The organism is Frankia sp. AgKG'84/4 (assembly GCF_023242965.2).
Classification (GTDB): Bacteria; Actinomycetota; Actinomycetes; order Frankiales; family Frankiaceae; genus Frankia.
The window spans coordinates 1-19,339 of the sequence record NZ_JALKFU020000039.1 but is presented as its reverse complement, the minus strand read 5'-3'; the positions used below and the strand labels follow the sequence as shown (position 1 = coordinate 19,339).

Annotated in this window: 17 protein-coding genes and 1 pseudogene; 10 read left to right on the top strand and 8 right to left on the bottom strand. The window is 72.2% G+C overall.

What is annotated here, in order from left to right; translation table 11 throughout:
- Together MXD58_RS05145 and MXD58_RS05140 are read left to right on the top strand one after the other, a co-directional pair.
- Window positions 1-400: pseudogene (locus MXD58_RS05145) on the top strand (hypothetical protein); the annotation flags it as partial.
- 510 nt (window positions 401-910) lie between these two features.
- Window positions 911-1,429 (top strand): hypothetical protein, encoded by a 519-nt coding sequence (locus MXD58_RS05140; RefSeq protein ID WP_248838837.1) that lies wholly within the window; start codon window positions 911-913, stop codon window positions 1,427-1,429.
- 121 nt (window positions 1,430-1,550) lie between these two features.
- Here MXD58_RS05140 and MXD58_RS05135 read toward each other — a convergent pair whose 3' ends face one another.
- Window positions 1,551-1,964, bottom strand: a complete 414-nt coding sequence (locus tag MXD58_RS05135) for a DUF7715 family protein (RefSeq protein WP_248838838.1) — start codon at window positions 1,962-1,964, stop codon at window positions 1,551-1,553.
- A 201-nt stretch (window positions 1,965-2,165) separates the two neighbouring features.
- On the opposite strand from MXD58_RS05135, the gene MXD58_RS05130 reads away from it, so the two are divergent.
- Window positions 2,166-3,368 (top strand): sensor histidine kinase, encoded by a 1,203-nt coding sequence (locus MXD58_RS05130; protein ID WP_248838839.1) that lies wholly within the window; start codon window positions 2,166-2,168, stop codon window positions 3,366-3,368.
- Between the two features lie 12 nt (window positions 3,369-3,380).
- On the opposite strand, the gene MXD58_RS05125 is transcribed toward MXD58_RS05130, so the two are convergent.
- Complete coding sequence (locus MXD58_RS05125) at window positions 3,381-4,868, bottom strand: MDR family MFS transporter (protein ID WP_248838840.1); 1,488 nt, start codon at window positions 4,866-4,868, stop codon at window positions 3,381-3,383.
- Between the two features lie 250 nt (window positions 4,869-5,118).
- Here MXD58_RS05125 and MXD58_RS05120 point away from each other — a divergent pair, with 250 nt between their 5' ends.
- Window positions 5,119-5,949 (top strand): TetR/AcrR family transcriptional regulator C-terminal domain-containing protein, encoded by an 831-nt coding sequence (locus MXD58_RS05120; protein WP_250609083.1) that lies wholly within the window; start codon window positions 5,119-5,121, stop codon window positions 5,947-5,949.
- A 40-nt stretch (window positions 5,950-5,989) separates the two neighbouring features.
- On the opposite strand, the gene MXD58_RS05115 is transcribed toward MXD58_RS05120, so the two are convergent.
- The 3 genes from MXD58_RS05115 to MXD58_RS05105 are packed head-to-tail and all read right to left on the bottom strand — an operon-like array spanning window position 5,990 to window position 7,967.
- The gene (locus tag MXD58_RS05115; RefSeq protein ID WP_248838842.1) at window positions 5,990-6,409 is read right to left on the bottom strand and encodes a pyridoxamine 5'-phosphate oxidase family protein; all 420 of its coding nucleotides are present in this window, start codon (window positions 6,407-6,409) and stop codon (window positions 5,990-5,992) included.
- 39 nt (window positions 6,410-6,448) lie between these two features.
- Complete coding sequence (locus MXD58_RS05110; RefSeq protein ID WP_248838843.1) at window positions 6,449-7,264, bottom strand: carbon-nitrogen family hydrolase; 816 nt, start codon at window positions 7,262-7,264, stop codon at window positions 6,449-6,451.
- Window positions 7,254-7,967, bottom strand: a complete 714-nt coding sequence (locus MXD58_RS05105; RefSeq protein ID WP_248838844.1) for an MBL fold metallo-hydrolase — start codon at window positions 7,965-7,967, stop codon at window positions 7,254-7,256. The genes MXD58_RS05110 and MXD58_RS05105 overlap by 11 nt, the downstream gene beginning before the upstream one ends.
- 46 nt (window positions 7,968-8,013) lie before the next feature.
- Here MXD58_RS05105 and MXD58_RS05100 point away from each other — a divergent pair, with 46 nt between their 5' ends.
- Window positions 8,014-8,805 carry a MerR family transcriptional regulator gene (locus MXD58_RS05100; protein ID WP_250609082.1) on the top strand — a complete coding sequence of 264 codons (792 nt, stop codon included), beginning with the start codon at window positions 8,014-8,016 and terminating at the stop codon, window positions 8,803-8,805.
- A 51-nt stretch (window positions 8,806-8,856) separates the two neighbouring features.
- Here the strand turns inward: MXD58_RS05100 and MXD58_RS05095 are convergent, their stop codons facing one another.
- Window positions 8,857-9,810 (bottom strand): CE1 family esterase, encoded by a 954-nt coding sequence (locus MXD58_RS05095; RefSeq protein WP_250609081.1) that lies wholly within the window; start codon window positions 9,808-9,810, stop codon window positions 8,857-8,859.
- Between the two features lie 485 nt (window positions 9,811-10,295).
- Here MXD58_RS05095 and MXD58_RS05090 point away from each other — a divergent pair, with 485 nt between their 5' ends.
- Together MXD58_RS05090 and MXD58_RS05085 are read left to right on the top strand one after the other, a co-directional pair.
- Window positions 10,296-12,017, top strand: a complete 1,722-nt coding sequence (locus MXD58_RS05090; RefSeq protein WP_518477175.1) for an NAD(P)/FAD-dependent oxidoreductase — start codon at window positions 10,296-10,298, stop codon at window positions 12,015-12,017.
- 46 nt (window positions 12,018-12,063) lie between these two features.
- Entirely contained in the window at window positions 12,064-13,500 is a 1,437-nt protein-coding gene (locus tag MXD58_RS05085) for an ATP-binding protein (protein WP_248838847.1), read from the top strand.
- Here the strand turns inward: MXD58_RS05085 and MXD58_RS05080 are convergent.
- On the bottom strand, window positions 13,484-14,263 hold the full coding sequence (locus MXD58_RS05080; protein ID WP_248838848.1) for an SDR family oxidoreductase: 780 nt from the start codon (window positions 14,261-14,263) through the stop codon (window positions 13,484-13,486). The two genes, MXD58_RS05085 and MXD58_RS05080, sit on opposite strands and share 17 nt — an antisense overlap.
- A 154-nt stretch (window positions 14,264-14,417) precedes the next feature.
- Here MXD58_RS05080 and MXD58_RS05075 point away from each other — a divergent pair, with 154 nt between their 5' ends.
- The 3 genes from MXD58_RS05075 to MXD58_RS05065 all read left to right on the top strand — a co-directional run bounded on the left by MXD58_RS05075 (window position 14,418) and on the right by MXD58_RS05065 (window position 18,972).
- Window positions 14,418-17,003, top strand: coding sequence for a sensor domain-containing protein (locus tag MXD58_RS05075; RefSeq protein WP_248838849.1), 2,586 nt, complete (start codon window positions 14,418-14,420; stop codon window positions 17,001-17,003).
- Window positions 17,004-17,145: 142 nt separating this feature from the next.
- Window positions 17,146-17,460: a hypothetical protein gene (locus MXD58_RS05070; protein WP_248838850.1), complete on the top strand. Its 315-nt coding sequence runs from the start codon at window positions 17,146-17,148 to the stop codon at window positions 17,458-17,460.
- Window positions 17,461-17,472: 12 nt separating this feature from the next.
- Window positions 17,473-18,972 (top strand): class I adenylate-forming enzyme family protein, encoded by a 1,500-nt coding sequence (locus tag MXD58_RS05065; RefSeq protein ID WP_248838851.1) that lies wholly within the window; start codon window positions 17,473-17,475, stop codon window positions 18,970-18,972.
- Here the strand turns inward: MXD58_RS05065 and MXD58_RS05060 are convergent.
- On the bottom strand, window positions 18,953-19,339 hold a 387-nt coding region (locus MXD58_RS05060; RefSeq protein WP_250609080.1), incomplete at its 5' end, for a hypothetical protein. The two genes, MXD58_RS05065 and MXD58_RS05060, sit on opposite strands and share 20 nt — an antisense overlap.

Below are 19,339 nucleotides of genomic sequence, written 5' to 3'. Positions count from 1 at the left end.
TGTCTCGGAGCGACACACCCGCACCCCGGACGATCAACCAGCCGCTCCCGATCTACACCACGCAGTGGGACTCACCCCGACCTACCCCGCGGCCACGGAGGCCCTGCTCACCTCGATCTCGAAGGCGACCGGGCTGATGCTGCCGCTGGACGGCCTGCGTTCCGCGGCCGTGGCCGTCACCGACGAGGTCAACAACCAGATCGCGCAGGGCGGGGAGGCCGCGTCCCTCGTCCAGGCGCTCGAGGAGCAGTACGACGCGTATCAGCGGGGGCGCGCGAATCCGCTGACACCGGCGGTCGAAAGTGAGGAGAAGCTGCCGACCGCGGATGAGCTCGGCGAGGCGCTCGAGCGCTTCCTCGCGGAGCAGTCGGAGCCTGGCGGCCCCAACACGCTGCCCTGATACAGCGCCGGCGGGGCGGTTGTCCTGCCGTTCTTCGCCGGGCGCCGGCGTGCCGGTTTCAATTTCCACGGCCGACAGGCGGCGTCCAGAAGTTGCCATTCTTTTGACGCCGGTTGGGTAGTAGCGTTCCGGTTCGCCGATCCGTCGGGTCTTTCCAGGCTGCATGAATCCATCCTCCTGGTGACCCGCTGACCGAGAAAGCCGGACGATGCCCCCGCCCAGGACCATCGCATGAGCGCCACCCCCGAGATAACCGCGCTCGCCAGCAGCACCATTTCAGGTGAGGATTCCGCCGAGACTGAAGCCACCGGTCAACAACCTGCCAGGCCCGACCTCGAGCCATCATCCGCACCGGAACTGGGTGTGACGCCGCACACCATCGCTGACACTGCCGCCACCGACAGTGCCGCTACCGACACTGCCGCTACCGACACTGCCGCCACTGACAGTGCCGCCGGCGAACGGGACCAACGCTCCGGCCAGCGCCCGCCCCGCCCTGGCCCACGGCAGGTGGGTCGGCGGCTACGCCGGCCGGCCCGCACGGCGCTGCTCACCCTGCATGTGATCGTCAGTGTGGGCTGGAACGGGGTGGCGTTCGCCCAGCTCGCCCTGGCGTCGACCGCGGCGGCGGACGCGAACCTGCGGCACGCGGCCTACGAGCTGATGCACGTCATCGACCGGACGCTGGACATTCCGCTGGCGCTGCTCACCCTGATCACCGGCATCGTGATGTCGGTGGGAACCAAGTGGGGCCTGCTGCGGCACTGGTGGATCGTCGCGAAACTCGCGATCACGGTGGTCGCGGTCATCAGCGGCGGAGCGGTCGTGCGGACTCTCATCGTGTCGGCGGACCACGCGACCCGCGGCGCGACGACGGCGGCGCCGACCCAGGCCATCGCTCTGATCGTCTGCGCCTGCGCCATGAACGTCCTGTTCATCACCGCGACGGTGCTGTCCACGGCCAAGCCGTGGGGGCGCACGCCCCGCGGCACCCGGGAGATCACCACGGCGCTGGTACCGGCCGGTTGATCACAGCGCGCCGATCCACCGGACGCGCCGGGTGGTAGGCCCTGCGGCCACGAGCCGCAGGGCCTACCACCCGCCGGTGAACTCGACCAGTGCCACGCGCGGGGTGGTACGTCCGGGCCGCTCAGCGGCGGTCGGGCACCCGGCCGATGTCCGCGTCGGACAGCGCTCGCACCGCGAGGTCGTCCACGAAGCGTTCGACGATCGCGCCGACCGGCAGCCGACTCACCTCCGCGATCAGGCGGGTGGCCTCCGCGTCGGCGCCGCACGCGTCCCACCCCTGGGCGTCGAGACTGTTACGGAGCGCGTCACGATAATCCGCTTCGGTGATTCCAGGAAAGCTACGGACCATCGCCGTCGTGGTTCCGTAATAGGAACCCAGGCCAATGAATACCCGGCCGCACTCGCACCGGCCGTGCGGCCGGTCCAGGTGCAGGTCGCAGAACGCCCGCAGGGTCACGAGCTCGCCTTCCACCGCCCAGTGGAAATCATCGACCCGCAGGCCCTGCGCATACGCGGTGGCCGTGAGAAGTTTCATGCTCCCAAGCTCCTCGTGGTCGCCCGACCGCTTCCGAGTGGGGAAGCGGTGCCCTCTCGATCTACGAGAAGACAACCATCCCCCACCGGCGAAGTCTCGACTTAGCCATGATCGGGGTATTCTCTACCCCACGTTACGGTCCGGCCTGGCGCCGGTCGCAACGAGTCGGAGTCTGCACTCGTGGTGGGAGGACTGCAGCCGGTGAGCGTAGTCGCCGCCGCATCGCCGGATCGCGCTGTCGCGGGCGGCCCCGGCGTCGGCGGACCTCCCACGCCGACCCGCCCACCGCGGCTGGCGGCGGACGCCGCGACCTGGCGTGGCGTGCTGTACCTCCTGCTGAACTTTCCGCTTACCCTCCTCGGCTTCATCTATGCGACGATCATGCTGTCCCTCGGCCTGGGCCTCGTCGTCACCGTCGTCGGGATACCGCTGCTCGCGGTGGGGTTCCGGGTCTGCCGCCGGTTCGGCGACCTGGACCGGGTCCGCGCCGGGCGACTGCTCGGGCTGCACGTCCCGAAGCCGTCCCGTCCCCCGCGCCGGCGCGGGTTCGGCCTCGATACCCTGGCCGACCCGGTTGCCTGGCGGCACGCGCTGTACCTGCTGATCCGGCTGCCGTGGGGCATCATCTGCCTGGTCGCGGTCCTGCTGCTGCTCATCGTCGGCTGGGTGGTGCTGCCCTGGGCGACGCGGGGGCTGGTCGCGGTGGACAAGGCGATGATCCGCGGCCTGCTCTCCCCCTCGGCGAAAGTGGAGCGACGGGTCAGAGAACTGGCAGTTCAGCAGGCCGCGCGCGCCGACTCGGCGGCACATCTGCGGCGCATCGAACGCAACCTGCACGACGGCGCCCAGGCGCGCCTCGTGGCACTGGCGATGGGTCTGGGCATGGCGAAGGAGAAGCTCGCCGAGGATCCGCAGGCCGCCGCGCTGATGGTGGCCGAAGCCCACGGCGAGGCGAAACTGGCCCTGGTCGACCTGCGCGACCTGGCCCGCGGCATCAACCCGGCGATCCTCACCGACCGTGGCCTGCCTGCGGCCCTCGCGTCGCTGGCCGACCGCTGCACGGTCCCGACTCGGGCCACGGTCGAGCTGATGCACCGCCCGCCGGCCGCGGTGGAAGGCATCATCTACTTCACCGCGTCTGAGTTGCTGACCAACATCAGCAAACACAGCCAGGCGACCTCCGCAACGATTGATCTACGCATGACCAGCGACGCATCGCTGTTGCTCGAGATCGGCGACGACGGCGTCGGCGGGGTGGATCCCCGCGGCGGCACCGGCCTGACCGGCCTCACCGGGCGGGTCGCCGCGATCAACGGGGTGATGACCGTCGACAGTCCTCCCGGCGGTCCGACCGTCGTGCGGGTGAAGCTTCCGTGGCCGGAGGGAACCGGCGCACGAGGGTGACCTCGGCGCGGCCTATTCAGCGGCCGTTCGCTCGGCCTCGGGGCGCGGCACAGGTAGCGTGTCCGGGCCGCCCATGGCACTCGCCGGCTGGTGCGGCAGCAGGAAGATCAGCGGGATGGCCACCACCGTGAAGCCGAAGGTCCACCAGAAGGAAACGGCGTAGGCATGCGCCCGGGCTACTGAATCGGTCGCGGCGCGCATCCGGCCGGACAGCACGACCGCGAGCACGGCCGTGCCCAGGGAGGCACCGACCTGCTGGAAGATCCGCACGGCGGTCGTGGCCCTCGGGATCTGCGCAGGCGACAGACCGGAATAGGCCGCGGACATGACCGGCACCATCGCCGCCGCCAGCCCAAGTCCCCGCACCAGCAGAGATGCTCCGAGCAGCAGTTCGCTGGTACGCGCGCCCACCTGCGTGTAGGCCACCGAGCCCAGCACGCTGAGCCCCAGCCCGGCCAGCACCGTCATCCGGGGACTCACCCGATCCGCCACCCGACCGAGCACGATCATCGCGATCATCATGCCCAGGCCCTGCGGAGCGAGCAGCAGCCCGGCCTCGATCGCGCTGCGACCACGCACCTGTTGCTCGTAGAGAGGCAGCAGGAACATCGCGCCGAACAGCGAGATGCCGAACAGGAACATCAGCCCGGCCGATCCGCGGAACGGTGCGGATCGGAACAGCCGCAGATCGATCAGCGGCACCTCCTTGACCCGCAGGGCATGCACCCCGAAGGCCACGAGCAGCACCACACCGGCAGCCATGGGGACAAGCGCCGCCGCGGAGGCGAACTCGCCACGGCGCCCGGCCTCGGCGAACCCGTACACGACCGCCGCGAGCCCCGGCGAGAGCAGCGCGAAGCCCACGGCGTCGAGACGCTGGCGCCCGGCGACCGTCGTCGCGGGCAGCGAGCGCCAGGCCAGCACGAACGCCACGGCACAGACGGGCACGTTGATCAGAAAGATCCACCGCCAGCTCACGCTGTCGACGATCACACCGCCGAGGACAGGTCCGAGCACAGGGGTCAGCAATGCCGGCACGGACACCGCGGCCATGAGCCGGCCGATGCGCTGCGGGCCCGCCGCCTGCACGAGGATCGTCTGCATCAGCGGTAGGAGCAGCCCGCCGCCCAGGCCCTGCACCACGCGGAAGGCGATCAGACTGCCCGCGGACCAGGCGAGCCCGCACAGCGCCGAGCCCACGAGGAACAGGCCCAGCGCCACCAGCCACATCCGCCGGCCCCCGTAGCGCTCCACCGACCAGCCGGACAGCGGGATGACCACCGCCAGCGCCAGCAGGTAGGCCGTCGTGACCCACTGGATCGTCGGGATGTCGACGCGGAACACACCCGCGAGCGTGTCGAGCGCGACCGACACGATCGTCGCGTCGAGCTGCACCACGACCGCGCCGGCCAGCAGCACCAACGCCAAGCGCACGAGCGCACGGTCCAGCGGCGCTCGCTCGGCCGCCGCCAGATCCGGCGCGGACGTCTGAGACGTCATAGGACCAACTCCCCCTCGGCACGCGGGCGCGCCACGCACCAGTGACTGGCCTCCCGAGGAGGCGTGAGCCGCCAACGACAGCCCCGACGATACACCGTCTCGCTCATCGATACAGCGTCTCGTCGGCAGCTGGTGCCGCCGCGCGGGCAGCCACACGTAGGCTCGAGAAATGGGCGACCAGAACCGCGGGAAAGGCGACCCTGCGGGGCCGGATGCCCTCCCGCCCGCGGGCCCGCAGCGTCGCGACACCGTGCCGGCAGGCGAGGCCGCCGCCGAGAAGGCAACTGCCGCTGGCTCCCTCGGCTCCCTGCCCGCCGCCGTCGAGAGGTCCAGTGCCGTCGAGGTCGGCGCCCCGGCGCCGACCGGCGAGGCGGCCTCGTCCCGGCCCACCGAACTGCTGTGGGCCCGCCCGGTCGAGCGTCGCCGGCCACGGTTGAGCCGCGAGGAGATCGTCGACGCGGCGATCACGATCGCCGACGCCGAGGGAATCACCGCCGTGTCAATCCGCCGGGTCGCCGCCGCCCTCAATGCCCGGCCGATGAGCCTCTACTCGCACTTCGACCGCAAGGATGATCTCCTCGCGCTGATGAGCGACCAGGTGGCGGCCGAGATCCTGGTGCCGGAGCCGATGCCCGCCGACTGGCGGGACCGCCTGCGCGCGATCGCCCACCGCACCCGGGACAGCGCCCTGCGCCATCCCTGGGTCCTGCGGGCCTACGCCGGTCCACCCCACCTGGGCCCGAACGCGCTACAACACGCCGAACAGTCCGCGGCCGCGGTCGCGGATCTGCCTCTCGCCCCGGCCCGACGGGTCGCCCTGTTGCGGGCCATCGACACGTACACCCTCGGCCAGGTTGCCGCCGAGCTGCACGAACGCCTGGCGAACGACAGCGTCGACCCCGCCGAGGTGCGCGCCTACCTGACCCGGACGCTTGACAGCGGCCAGTACCCGCACCTCGCCGCGCTGCCCCGCGCGGCACTCGTGTTCTTCGTCGAGGACGCGGGCCGCGAGCGTTTCGACGAGGGGCTGGACTGGCTGCTCGCCGGAGTCACAGCGGAACTCGAGGCAGGCTCCGACTGAGGCGGTGGCCCGGACGCGCCGGTTCGGCCGGGCCGGCGGCTCAGACGCTGCCCAGCACCCGGGTGACACGCACCTCCAGCACCACGCGCAGCGGGTTGGCCCGCGGCTCGCGGTACCGCTGGGCGTAGCGGCGCTCCGCGTCGGCGACACTCTCCGCATCGTCCCGCACGACGGCCAGCCCTTCCAGAGTCGACCACCGGCGGCCGTCGATCTGGCAGATCGCCACTACGGTGCCGCCCGCTGGCCCCGCCGCGATGATCCGCGCCTTGCGGGAGCGGGCGGACGTGATGACCCGCGCGGTACCGGCGGCCGGGTCGAGCGTCGCACCGACGGCCACCACGTGGACACTGCCGTCCGGGCGGAGGGTCGTCAGGCTGCACAGGTGCCGTTCCCGCCAGAAGGCGGCGAACTCCTCGCTCCGTTCTGTGAGATCCAGCGGTCCGGTGCGCGCGTTTGGCATGTGACCAGCGTGCCACGCCCCGGCCAACGGCCGGGCCCGTCAGGTCCGCGCAAGCGGGGACGGGAGACCGAGCCGGCGGTGGGTGAGCACCGGGAACTCGGTCCGGACCTCGGCCGGGCAGAGCCGGTCGAGGTCGGCCCGCACGAGGCCGGGCTCCTGACCGCCCTCGGCCAGCACCTCGCCCCACGGGTCGACGATGACGCTCGCCCCACCCAGCCGCTGGCCGGCGTGCCCACCCGCGAGGTTGCAGGCGACGAGGTTGACCTGGTTCTCGATGGCGCGGGACCGGGTGAGCACCCGCCAGTGCGCCAGCCGGGCCGCGGGCCACGCCGACACGACGGCGACGAGTTCGGCACCGGCGTCGACGAGCAGCCGAAACAGCTCAGGGAACCGCAGGTCGTAACAGGTGGCCAGGCCGATGACACCGATCGCGGTCGGCACCGCGCCGACCTCGGTGCCGGGCGTCAGCAGCCGGGCCTCCGCCGAGCCGTAGCCAAACAGGTGGATCTTGCGGTAGAGGTGCAGGATCTCCCCGTCCGGGCCGACCAGCGCCGTGGTGTTGTACAGCCGCCCGTCGGGCGCCCGCTCCACCAGACTTCCCGCGACCAGGTGGAAGCGGCGTTCCCGGGCCACCTCCCGCAGGGCGGTCAGCGTCGGGCCGGTCAGCGCTTCGGCCTGCGCCTCGTAGGCGTCGAAGTGGAAGTAGCCGGTGGCCCACAGCTCGGGCAGCACCACCAAGTCCGCTTCGATCTCGCGCAGCTCGGCGCTGACCCGGCGGACCCGCTGCGCGGCGCTCTCCCCGTCCGGGCAGGCGAGCTGCAGGCAGACGGTCCGGATGCCGCGGTCAGCCAACACCCAGCATGGCCTTCCACTGCTGGGCGCTGGACGGCCGGAACACGTGGTTCATCCGCTTGACCACCTCGAGGTCCTCGGAGGCCTTCGGCGAGTACTGGTGGCCGGGGAAGACCGTCGTGGCGTCCGGCAGGGCGGCGAGCCGGCGCAGGCTGTCGTACATCAGGCCGGCGTCGCCGCCCGGCAGGTCCATCCGCCCGCAGCCCTCCAGGAACAGGGTGTCGCCGGCGACGAGGCGGTTGTCGACGAGGAAGCACTGGCTGCCGGGCGTGTGCCCGGGCGTGTGCAGGAGCTGGATGGGAATCCGCCCGACGGTGACGACATCGGCGTCGTCGTGTTGCGCAAGGTCGGACGCGGAGACGTCGGTCGCCTGCCGGACCCATTCGGCTTCGGCGCGGTTGACGTGGATCGGCACGTCCTCGCGGGCGAGCAGCTCGCGGATGCCCTCGATCTCGAACCCGAACGCCGAGCCGCCGACATGATCGGCGTGGTAGTGGGTCACAAGCGCGCCGGTCAGCCGCATGTCGTCGGCCGCGAGGAGGTCCAACAGGTCACCGACCTTGTAGGCGGGGTCGATGATCACCGCCTCGCCGGTCTCCCGATCGCCCACGAGGTAAACGAAGTTGACCATCTGAGTTCCGACCGGATCGCCCACGGCGAAGTCACGGCCGGACAGCAGCTGACGGAAGTACAGGCGATCGGTCACCCCCCCAGCCTACGAAGGCTCGGCCCCTCAGCGCGTCAGATAGGCCATGCGGGCTACATTCGGCGACATGCCGGGCGAGCGGCTCACGCTGCGGGCGGCCGCCAGCCGTCCGCGTCCCGCCGACGCGCGGATCACCCCACGCCAGGTGGCGCACTGGCGACGGACGGGCCTGGTCCGTGGTGGCAGCCGGGAGTTGGCCGACCTGCGGATGATCGGAGCGCTGCGCCGGGCCGGCGTGAGCCTGGGCCGCATCCGGGCCGCGCTCGATCGCGGCCGCGGACCTGCCCGCGCGGACGCAGCGGCTGACCTGGCCCGGTTCGCGGTGTACGCGGGTGAGCTCTACGTCCGCCATCCCGACGGCAGCTGGGAGGGCGAGCGCCGACCCGGCCAGTTGGTGCTCGAGGGCGCCGTGCCGCTGCTGCCGGTGCCCGGCGCCGTCATGGCCGACGCGCTCACCGCGCCGACACCCGACGGTCGCGCCCCCCGCCTGGGCGGGACCCGCGCCGCCAGGCCGGGCAGCCGTTCGTCGACCCCCATACCGTCGCCCCCTATACCGTCGCCCCCCATACCGTCGGACCTCACCCTGCCGGAGCCCGCCGGGGTGCACATCGCCAGACCGCACCTCGCCGGATCGAGCCGCGTCGACTCAGCGGAAGCGGGCTCGGCACGCGGCGGGCCGGGCCGAACGACGCTGCCCGGCGACGTCGCGGCGATCCACCGCTTCCTCGCTCGCCAGAACGCCGGCCCCGCCCCGGAGACCGGCGCACGGGTGCAGGCGGAACTCCCCCGCGCGGACGGACCGGCCGCACCACCGACTGGCCGCTCTGAAGGGACGTGAGTCCGGACTGCCCGTGCGCAGGGACCGGCCGGGGCCTGGGTGCCGGCTGCGTCAGCGCGCGCCGGTCGGGGCGCGGTGCTCGCTGAAGAAATCGAGGATGGCGCCGGTGGCGTCGAAGGTCTTGCCTGCCGGCGAGGTGTTCGGGTCGGCGCGCGCCTCCGGGCTCGACGGCCAGAGATGGGTGCCGCCGATGACCGTGTCCAGCAGCACGTCACCACCCTGGGCACAGCCGGTGTACCGCACCGCGACGACGCCCGGACTCGTCCGGTACCGCGCCGGGGCCGCCCCGCAGCGGTATCTGGCGGCGTAGTCCCTCATGACGGCGGCGGCCGCGGGGACCGGCACGGTGGCGCCGACCACCAGGCCCCCGTTATAGGGCACCGACGGATCGGCCGTGCCGTGCACCGCCATCGTGGCCGGGGCGCGACCGGCCGGGCAGCGGGCCTCGGACGTCGAGGAGACCATGGCGACGGCGGCGAACAGAGGGGATCGGCAGACCAGCGCCGCGGCGAACTCCGCGCCGTTGGAGTGGCCGGTGACGTAGACCCGCCGGGCGTCCAGGCAGTACCGGCTGGCGAGCTCCCCGAGCAAAGCGGTCACGAATCCCGCATCGTCCGCCTTGCCCGCATCGCCGGGGGTGTTCCACCGCCGAGGCGTCCCGAGAGCATCCGGGGTCACCACCACAAATCCGCGGGCAACACCCAGAACGCCCATTCTCGACCGCTGTTCCTCAAGGGCACCGTCCGCCTTGAAACCGTGGAAGTCGACGACCACGGGAAGCGCATGGCGGCCGTCGTCCCGGGCCGGCACGAAGAGTCGATAGGTACGTGTCGCCCCGTCATGCCGGAGGGAAAGCAGCCCGCTGGGCAGCATCGGGCGCAGCAGACGCGGCGCGCAGACGCCGTCGGCAGACAAGCCGGCCGATCTCGCATTCGTGGCGGCGGCGGACACCGGTGCCGCGGCGTCATGGTGCTGCCAGGCCAGCACGGGGACCGCCGCCAGCATTGACGCGACTATCACTGCGGCGACGGCGGCCCACCCGGGCACGCCCATTCTTCTGGGCACCGCCCCATCGTAGGAGAAGGCCCGCGAAAAAAGGATATTGCGCGAAGGACCGGTATCCGACAACGTCCGACCGCCCGCGATGGCGCGGCGGCTGCCGCGGCCGCCGCCGCGCCATCGGCACACGACAGTCGAACCAATGTCAAGATCTGCCGATTTGCGCAGCTCTCGGCGAACGTCCGGCCGCGGCACCAGGGCGGACCCTAGACTGGGCCGCAGGCGGAGAGCACGAACGCGCCCGGCGCGACGCTGCCCGGACCGCGGCACCTGCCACCGATCCGGCCCGACACCGATCGACCTGACCACCGGCCGACCCGTGCGGCCGCACCGTCCACCGACCCGATCGGCTGGTCCGTCGATCAGGTCCGGCGCGCGGCGCGCTCGCGCGGAACCCGCACCGCTCGAGCAAACGATTCGGGGGGCACCCAGTGACGACGACCTCAGCGGAATCGCCCAGGTCCGGGGCCGCTCCCACCGCGGAGGCGCGGGGGAAGTCCCGCCCGGCGATCCTCACCGTCGACGACGACGCGAGTGTCTCCCGCGCGGTCGCGCGTGACCTGCGACGACAGTACGGCGAACGGTACCGGATCGTGCGCGCGGAGTCAGGACCGCAGGCGCTCGACGCCCTGCGGGAGATGAAGCTGCGCGGCGACCGGGTGGCGGTGCTGCTCGCCGACTTCCGGATGCCGGAGATGAACGGCATCGAGTTCCTGGAACAGGCGATGGACCTGTATCCCGCGGCGCGGCGGGTGCTGCTGACCGCCTACGCCGACACCACCGCGGCGATCGATGCGATCAACCTGGTCGATCTTGACCACTACCTGCTCAAACCCTGGGATCCGCCGCAGGAGAAGCTCTACCCGGTCGTCGACGCCCTGCTGGACTCCTGGCTCGCGACCGACCAGACCCCCGCCGCCGAGACCCGCGTGGTCGGCCACCGCTGGTCAGCGCGCTCGCACGAGGTGCGCGACTTCCTCGCCCGCAACCAGGTTCCCTACCGCTGGTATCTGTCCGACGAGCCGGAAGGCTCCCGGCTGCTGGCCGCCGCGCAGGCCTCCGCCGACGCGCTGCCCGTCGTCATTACCCCCGACGGCGTCGCCCTGACCGACCCCACGGATGCGGAGCTCGCCGGCCGGGTGGGGCTGAGCACCACACCGACCGAGGACTTCTACGACGTCGTGGTGATCGGCGGCGGGCCGGCCGGGCTCGGCTCGGCGGTCTACGCCGCGTCCGAGGGGCTGCGCACGGTCCTCGTCGAGCGGATGGCCACCGGCGGTCAGGCGGGGCAGAGCTCGCGGATCGAGAACTACCTCGGCTTCCCGGACGGTGTCTCCGGCGCCCAGCTCACCGACCGGGCCCGTCGGCAGGCGGTCAAGTTCGGCGCGGAGGTGCTCACCACCCGCGACGCCGTGGCGTTGGAGGTCAACGGCCCCGCCCGCACGGTGCGCTTCGACGACGGCCACGAGATCTCCGCGCACACCGTCATCCTCGCGACGGGGGTGTCGTACCGGCAGCTGGCGGCCCCCGGCCTCGACGAGTTCACCGGACGCGGGGTGTTCTACGGGTCGGCGCTCACCGAGGCACCGTCCTGCGCCGGGCAGGAGGTGTACGTCGTCGGCGGGGCGAACTCCGCCGGGCAGGCCGCGATGCACTTCGCCCGTCATGCCCGCCGGGTGACCCTGGTCGTGCGGGGCAGCTCGCTGGAAGCGTCGATGTCGCACTACCTCATCCAGCAGATCGCCGCTGTGGACACGATCGTCGTGCGGACCTGCACCGAGATCGTCGAGGCCACGGGCGATGGCCACCTGGAACAGCTCACGCTGCGGGACAACTCCACCGGCCGGACCGAGACGGTCGACACCCAGTGGGTGTTCATCTTCATCGGCGCCGCGCCGCGCACGCGCTGGCTCGACGGGGTGCTCGTCCGCGACGAGCGCGGGTTCGTCCTCGCCGGCCCGGATCTGCTCGTCGACGGCCGGCGGCCGGCCGGCTGGTCGCTGGAGCGCGACCCGTATCACCTGGAGACCTCGGTCCCCGGGGTGTTCGTGGCGGGCGACGCGCGGGCGGAGTCGGTGAAGCGGGTGGCCTCGGCGGTCGGCGAGGGCGCGATGGCGATCGCGCTGGTCCACCGTTACCTGGAGAAGCGCTGACCTGCCTGGAACCGATGCCGACGGCGGGTCGAGACGGGAGGGCGACATGACTCAGGTTCCCTGCAGCGCCAGCGAGCTGCGCACGCTGTTCCTGTTCGAGAAGCTGGCCGATGACCAGTTGGCCTGGCTGTGCGAGCGCGGGCACGTCGAGCTGATGCAGACCGGCCCGGTCTACACCGAGGGTGACCCGGCGGAGTGCTTCTACGTCCTCGTCGAGGGCGCGGTGGTGATGTCGGCCAGGGTCGGCGCGGACGACGTGGAGGTGCTGCGGACCGACCAGCGAGGCGTCTACGCGGGCGCGTGGCATGCCTATCTCGGCGATCGGGTCCCCCAGCGCTACAAGAACTCGCTGCGGGTCACCGAACCCAGCCGGTTCTTCGTCCTCGGCGCCAAAGACGTCGCGGCCATGATGCGCGAGTGGTTCCCGATGGCCCTGCACCTGCTCGAAGGCCTGTTTTTCGGTATGCAGAGCACCCAGCAGGTGGTCGGGCAGCGGGAGCGGCTGCTCGCGCTGGGATCGCTGTCCGCGGGGCTGACCCACGAGCTGAACAACCCGGCCGCCGCGGCCGTGCGGGCCACCGCGGCGCTGCGCGAGCGGGTCGCCGGCATGCGCCACAAACTCGGCATGATCGCGTCAGGGCCGTACGAACGACCGGAGCTGGAGTCCCTCATCCGTCTGCAGGAGGAGGCGGTGGAGCGGGTCGCCAAGGCGCCGTCGCTCACCCCGATGGAGGCCACCGACCGCGAGGACGCCCTCGGTGACTGGCTCGACGAGCGGGAAGTCGGCGACGCGTGGGACATCGCGCCGATCTTCGTGCAGGCCGGCTTCGACATCGACTGGCTGGAGCACGTGGCCGCCTCGGTGCCCCCGAGCGTGCTCGGCGGCGCGCTGCGCTGGCTGACGTACACGGTCGAGAGCGAGATGCTGATGCGCGAGATCGAGGACTCGACCGCCCGCATCTCCTCGCTGGTCACCGCGGCCAAGCAGTACTCGCAGATGGACCGGGCGCCCTACCAGACCGTCGACATCCACGAACTGCTCGACAGCACCCTGATCATGCTCGGCCGCAAGATCGGTGATGACGTCGACATCCGCCGGGACTACGACCGGTCACTGCCGCCGATCCCGGCGTACGCCGCCGAGCTCAACCAGGTCTGGACGAACCTCATCGACAACGCGGTGTCCGCGATGGATCGCCGGGGCGTGCTCACGATGCGCACGTTCGCCGACCACGACAGCCTCATCGTCGAGATCGGGGACACCGGGCCGGGCATCCCGGCGGAGATCCAGGGGCGGATCTTCGAACCCTTCTTCACGACGAAGGCGGTCGGCGAGGGCACCGGGCTCGGCCTGGACATCTCGTGGCGGATCGTCGTGAAGAAGCACCACGGCGACCTGCGCGTCGAGTCGGTTCCCGGCGACACCCGCTTCCAGGTGCGGCTGCCGTTCGTCGCGCCGCGGGAGGTCACGCTACCGGGCTGAGCCCGCCGTCGAGGTTGATCGCCGCTCCGGTGATGTACGCGGCCCGCGCGGAGAGCAGGAACGCCACGAGATCGGCGAAGTCCTGGGCCTCGCCGAAGCGGCCGAGCGCGATGCCGGCCGAGCCACCCGTGCGCTCGTACAGTCGCTCGACCGGGATGTCCTGCGCCGCCGCCATCCGCTCCCACTGGCCGCTGCGGACCAGCCCGATGAGCACCGCGTTGACCCGCACGCCGGCGGGGCCGAACTCCTTCGACAGGGCCTTGGTCAGCGCGAGTCCGGCCGCCCGGCTCACCGACGTTGGCATCGAGCCCGCCCCGGGCGTGCGGGCCGTCACCGACAGTGAGTTCACGATGCTGCCGCCGCCGGCCTGACGCAGCCACGGCAGCACCAGCCGGCTGGCCCGGATCGCCGCGTGCAGCTTCAGGTCCAGGTCGGCCTGCCAGACCTCGTCGGTCTGCTGCTCGAACGGCCCGACCGAGCTCGCGCCGGCGTTGTTGACCAGGGCGTGCACGGCGCCCCACCGCTCGGTCGCGGCGGTGACGAACCGGGCGAGCGCCGCCGGGTCGCGGACGTCGGCCACCACCGGGAGCACCTCTCCGGGGCCGTCGGCGGCCTGGACCGCGACGGCGCGCAGCCGCGTCTCGTCCCGCCCGCAGAACGCCACCCGGGCCCCCTCGGCGGCCAGGGTGCGCACCAACGCCGCCCCCAGGCCGTCCGACCCACCGGTGACCAGCACCACCCGCTGCGAAAGTTGAAGGTCCATCCCACTCCCGTCGACGTCGGTCGGCGCACCGACCTGTGTCCACCCAACCACGCGACCGGTCGGCGGCGGTCCCGGACGGCATACGCACCGGGCCGCTCGGGTATGCCCATCGGTGAGCCGCACGGGTGGGGTGAGGCGGGTGAGGTGAGGATCTGTGGCACAGCAACGCCTGGACCTCTTCGATCTCCTGCACCTCGCGGTGACGGTGACGGACCCGTGCACCGGCAGGATCCGCGGGGCCAACGGCGCGGCGTGCGCGCTGCTCGGCCGGTCGGAGTCCGAGCTGATCGACACTCGGCTGTCGGACGTGGCGCTGCCGGAGAACTCGCAGCTCTGGTTCGAGGAGGGTCGGCCCCCCGATCCGGACTCGACCGGCCGACGACTCTTGCGCCTACTACGCCCAGATCACAGCGTGGTCCACGCGATCGTCAGTTCCGCCCGGGTCCCTGGGGCGGGGGGCGAGGACGAGATCCTGAGCCAGCTGCAGGACGTCTCCGACGAGATCGCGGCGGACGACCGGCTGCGCATCATCCTCGACAACACCCCGGTCTCGATCTTTCTCCTGAACCATGACGGCGTGGTCCTCGCCTCCAAGGGTCTGATGGAACCGCTGATGGCACGCATCGTCAGGCAGCCTGACGCCTCGGTGTTCACCCTCTTCGCCGACCTGCCCGACGCGCTCGCGCCGATGCGTGCCGCGCTCGACGGCGAGCGCGGCCATGAGATCATCAGGGTGCTGGACCGCCAGTACGACCTGCACATCGTGCCGATCCTCGGAGCGGATCACGAGGTCGGCTACGTCACGTGCATAGCCACGGACGTGACCGAGCACCAGCGGGTGCTCGCGGCGCTGCGGACGAGGTCCGCCGAGCAGACGCTCATCGCCGACCTCGGCCAGCACGCACTCGAGTCCCTCGACGCGGGCTCGCTGTGGCAACAGGCCGCGCGGATGCTGGCCGTCCATCTGGGCGCCGACATCGTCCGCATCCACGAACTCGACGACGCCGGGCAGCGCCGCCGCACCCTCGCCACGGCTACCGACGACACCGGCACCGCCACCGCGGCCGCGGCCGGCGACGCGGACACAGGCGCGGCGGTGGTGGACGCGGCACCCGCCACGGACGGGTGTGCGTCGGTCCCGTCCGCCGTGGCGCGGGAGGAGCCCGGGAGTCGCACGCTGAGGGTCACCACGAGCCGGGGTGCGCATCCGCTGGCCTCCGTCGAGGTCCACCGACAGCCGTCGGCACCGCCGTTCACCGACCAGGACGCGCAGTTCATCCGCTCTGTCGGGCCCGTGTTGGGCGCGGCGGCAATGCGGTTCCGGACAGAGGAGGAGATCCGCTGGCAGTCCCTGCGCGACGGCCTGACCGGCCTGCCCAACCGGACCGCCCTGCTCGATCGGCTCGACAGGGCGCTGCAGCGCGCGCGGGTCGACCAGCGCCGGATCGGGGTGCTGTTCATCGACCTCGACGGGTTCAAAGCGGTGAACGACACGCTGGGTCATCGGGCCGGCGACCAGCTGCTGCGGACGACGGCGACCCGGCTGGAGCACGCGGTGCGCCCGGGTGATCTCGTCGGCCGGCTGGCGGGCGACGAGTTCGCCGTGCTGTGCGAGCGGATCGACGCGCCTACCGACCTCGAGGCGATCGCCGACCGGATACTGGCCCAGCTGGACGCGCCGTGCCTGCTCGGCGAGGAGACGGTGGCACTGTCGGCCAGCGTGGGTCTGGCCATGTCCGAGTCGACGACCCACCACGGCGAGGACCTCCTCAACGCCGCCGACATCGCGATGTACACCGCGAAGCGCCGCGGCCCGGGGCGTCGGCTCGCGTTCGACGAGACGATGCGCACACGGCTGATGGCCCAGCTGACCCAGCGCGGCGACCTGCGCCGGGCGATGGACGCAGGCGAGCTGGTGATGCGCTATCAGCCGGTGCGGACCGCCGAGGACGACGTGGTCGGAGCCGAAGCCACGCCGCACTGGCGCAGTCCCGACCGTGGTCTCGTCCCGCCGTCGGGCTTCCTGCCCGGTCTCGGCCAGCCCGGCCAGCCCGGTCAGCCCGGTCAGCCCGGTCAGCCCGGTCAGCCCACGCTGCGGGTGCCGCTGGACAGGTGGACGATCGGGCGGGCCTGCCGGGCCGCGGGCCACTGGCGACCCACCGGCGCCGCCCGCCCGCTGCTGATCACGCCGGTCTCCGGGCGCTGCCTGGCCGAGCCGCGGTTCCTCCCGGAGCTCGCCCAGCTCCTCGCCGACACCGGCGGCCCGGCGCGCTACCAGTTGTGCCTCGAGATCGCCGCGGCGGAGATCGTCGGGGACGAGCGCGCGATGGTCGCCCGGTTCGACGGGCTCCAGCGCCAGGGGGTCATCCTCTGCGCCGGTGAGTTCGGCACGAGCGCTCCGGTCGCGTCCGCCATGGCCGCCTTTCCCTTCGCGCTCGTGCGAATCGGTGGGGTGTACCTCACCGGTGTCGACCTCGACCCGGTGCGGCGCGCCAGCACGTCCTCGATCGTGCACTTCGCCCATGAGGTTGGCATGCGGACGATCGCCGGGGACGTCACCACCGGCGCTCAGCTGGCGGCGCTGCGGACGTTACGCTGCGACCTCGCCTTCGGTCCCGCGGTGGGCAGGGCGAGGGCGCGCCTGCCCCCGCTCGGCAGGCCGCGCTCCCCCCGGCCGCGACGAGCCGAAGCCGGCACGGAACACCCCGGCACGCAACATCGAGGAGAGCAAGGAACGTAGAGTCAAATGTTCAAATTGAGTGCGCCGCTGCGCTGGGCGACAGCGGAACGCGCCTCGGTCGGTGGCGCCACCTTCGTCCCCGACGGTACAAACAGAGCAGGCGGTATGCCGCTCTCGATCCAGGGACCAGGAGGCACTACATATGGGTGTTGAGACGAAGTCGGGTGCCCGTTTCCGGTCCGCCGTCGACCAGACGGAGATCATCGTGGTGCGACCGGCGAGCGGGGCGATCGACCTGCGCTGCGGTGGCCACCCAGTCGTCGCGATCGGCGCCGAGGTCCCCGGTGATCTCACCCTGGATCCCGCCTTCGCCGGTGGGACCCCGCTGGGCAAGCGGTTCGCCGACGCCGATTCCGGCCTGGAGCTGCTGTGCACGAAGGGCGGCGAGGGCGCGCTGTCGATCGGCGAGACCCCGCTGCCACTCAAGGACGCCAAGCCACTGCCCTCCTCAGACTGACGGGTCCACGCGATGCACCTCGGAATGCTGCTGGACATGGCCGCCGACGGGATGGCGGACCGGGTCGCGCTCGGACCGCAGGCCGACGGTCTCACCTTCGCCGAAATGGCCAGCCGGGCCCGCCGGCTCGGCGCGGCCCTCGCGCGGCGCCCCGGCGAGCGGGTCGGGCTGATCGATCTGAACTCCGTCGCCGTACCGCTGACACTGTTCGGCTCGGCGATCGCCGGCAAACCGTTCGTGCCGATCAACTACCGGCTGGCGGACCCGGCGCTGCGGGCGATCGTCGCCCGCACCGCCCCGGCCACGATCATCGTCGGCGACGGCGTCGCCGAGCGGGTCGGGCCGATCGACGGCATCGAGTACCTCACCCGGACGCAGGCACTCGCGCTCGCCGAGGACCCGGCGGGCGAGCGGGCCGACGGGTGGACGGGCGACGCGGACGACATCGCCGTCCTGCTGTTCACCAGCGGCACGACCGGCGAGCCCAAGGCCGCCGTGCTGCGCCACAGCAACCTCGCCGAATACATCATCTCGACGGTGGAGTACGCCGGTTCCGCCGCGGACGAGGCCGCGATCGTCAGCGTGCCGCCCTATCACATCGCGGGAATCTCCGCGGTGCTGTCCTCGACCTACTCCGGGCGCCGGGTGGTGCAGCTCGAGGCGTTCGAGCCGCGGGCCTGGGTGGACATCGTCCGGGCGGAGTCGATCACTCACGCCATGGTCGTCCCGACGATGCTCGGCCGCATCCTCGACGTCATCGAGGCCGACGGCGGAGGTCTGCCGTCGCTGCGCTCGCTGTCCTACGGCGGCGGACCGATGCCGCTGCCGGTCATCGAGCGCGCGGTCGCCGCGCTGCCCGAGGTCGGTTTCGTCAACGCCTACGGCCTGACGGAGACCTCCAGCACGATCGCGGTGCTGGGTCCGGACGACCACCAGGTGGCGTTCGCCAGCAACGAGCCGGCGGCCCGGGCCCGGCTCGCCTCCGTCGGCCGGCCGCTGCCCTCGTTGGAGGTCTCGATCCGCGACCCCGCCGGCGAACAGGTCGCGACCGGCGAACGCGGGGAGATCTGGGTCCGCGGCGGCCAGGTGTCCGGCGAATACCTCGGCCGCGGCACCTCGCTGAACGCCGACGGCTGGTTCCCCACCCGGGACGAGGGCCATCTGGATGCCGAGGGGTTCCTGTTCGTCCACGGCCGCCTCGACGATGTGATCGTGCGCGGCGGGGAGAACCTGTCCCCCGGCGAGATCGAGGCCGCGCTGCTCGAACACCCGGCGGTGCTCGAGGCAGCGGTCGTCGGCATCCCCGACAAGGAATGGGGCGAGGGAGTCGTCGCTGCGGTCGTCACCTCGGACGCGGTGACCGAGGAGGAGCTCCGGGCGCACGTACGCACCCGGCTGCGTTCCAGCCGCACCCCCGACCGCATCCAGTTCCGCGCCGAACTGCCGTTCAACGAGAGCGGCAAGCTGCTGCGCCGGGTGCTGCGCGCGGAGCTCACCGACGCCTTCGCCTGAGGCCGCGGCTCGGCTCCGAGCCGCCGCGGGTGCGATACCGGTCCCGCGCCGCCGCCGCCGCGACGCTGATGGCCGCGAGCATCACCGGATGGCCGACGTGCCAGGCGAGGCGGGCCGGCGGCGGGACGTCCGTGTCGACGACCCGCATGGCGCCGACGACCTGGAGGGCGCCGACGACCTGGAGGGCGCCGACGAGCACGGCCGCGACGACGGCGAACCCGCCCAGCCTCGCCGCGGCCCGCCACGGCAACGCCGGTCCGACGAGCACCGCGGGCACGGCGATCGGGGCGAGGGTGGCCCAGTGGGCGCCGGCTCCCGCCGCGCAGGCCGCCACGACACAGGTGGCCGTGACGGCACCGCGCAGCAG

Coding starts and splice junctions, on each gene's coding strand:
- MXD58_RS05065 (WP_248838851.1), top strand. CDS start 17,473: ATGCACCTCGGAATGCTGCTGGACATGGCCGCCGACGGGATGGCGGAC.
- MXD58_RS05115 (WP_248838842.1), bottom strand. CDS start 6,409: ATGCCAAACGCGCGCACCGGACCGCTGGATCTCACAGAACGGAGCGAG.
- MXD58_RS05070 (WP_248838850.1), top strand. CDS start 17,146: ATGGGTGTTGAGACGAAGTCGGGTGCCCGTTTCCGGTCCGCCGTCGAC.
- MXD58_RS05095 (WP_250609081.1), bottom strand. CDS start 9,810: ATGCTGGCGGCGGTCCCCGTGCTGGCCTGGCAGCACCATGACGCCGCG.
- MXD58_RS05125 (WP_248838840.1), bottom strand. CDS start 4,868: ATGACGTCTCAGACGTCCGCGCCGGATCTGGCGGCGGCCGAGCGAGCG.
- MXD58_RS05135 (WP_248838838.1), bottom strand. CDS start 1,964: ATGAAACTTCTCACGGCCACCGCGTATGCGCAGGGCCTGCGGGTCGAT.
- MXD58_RS05080 (WP_248838848.1), bottom strand. CDS start 14,263: ATGGACCTTCAACTTTCGCAGCGGGTGGTGCTGGTCACCGGTGGGTCG.
- MXD58_RS05085 (WP_248838847.1), top strand. CDS start 12,064: ATGACTCAGGTTCCCTGCAGCGCCAGCGAGCTGCGCACGCTGTTCCTG.
- MXD58_RS05100 (WP_250609082.1), top strand. CDS start 8,014: ATGCGGGCTACATTCGGCGACATGCCGGGCGAGCGGCTCACGCTGCGG.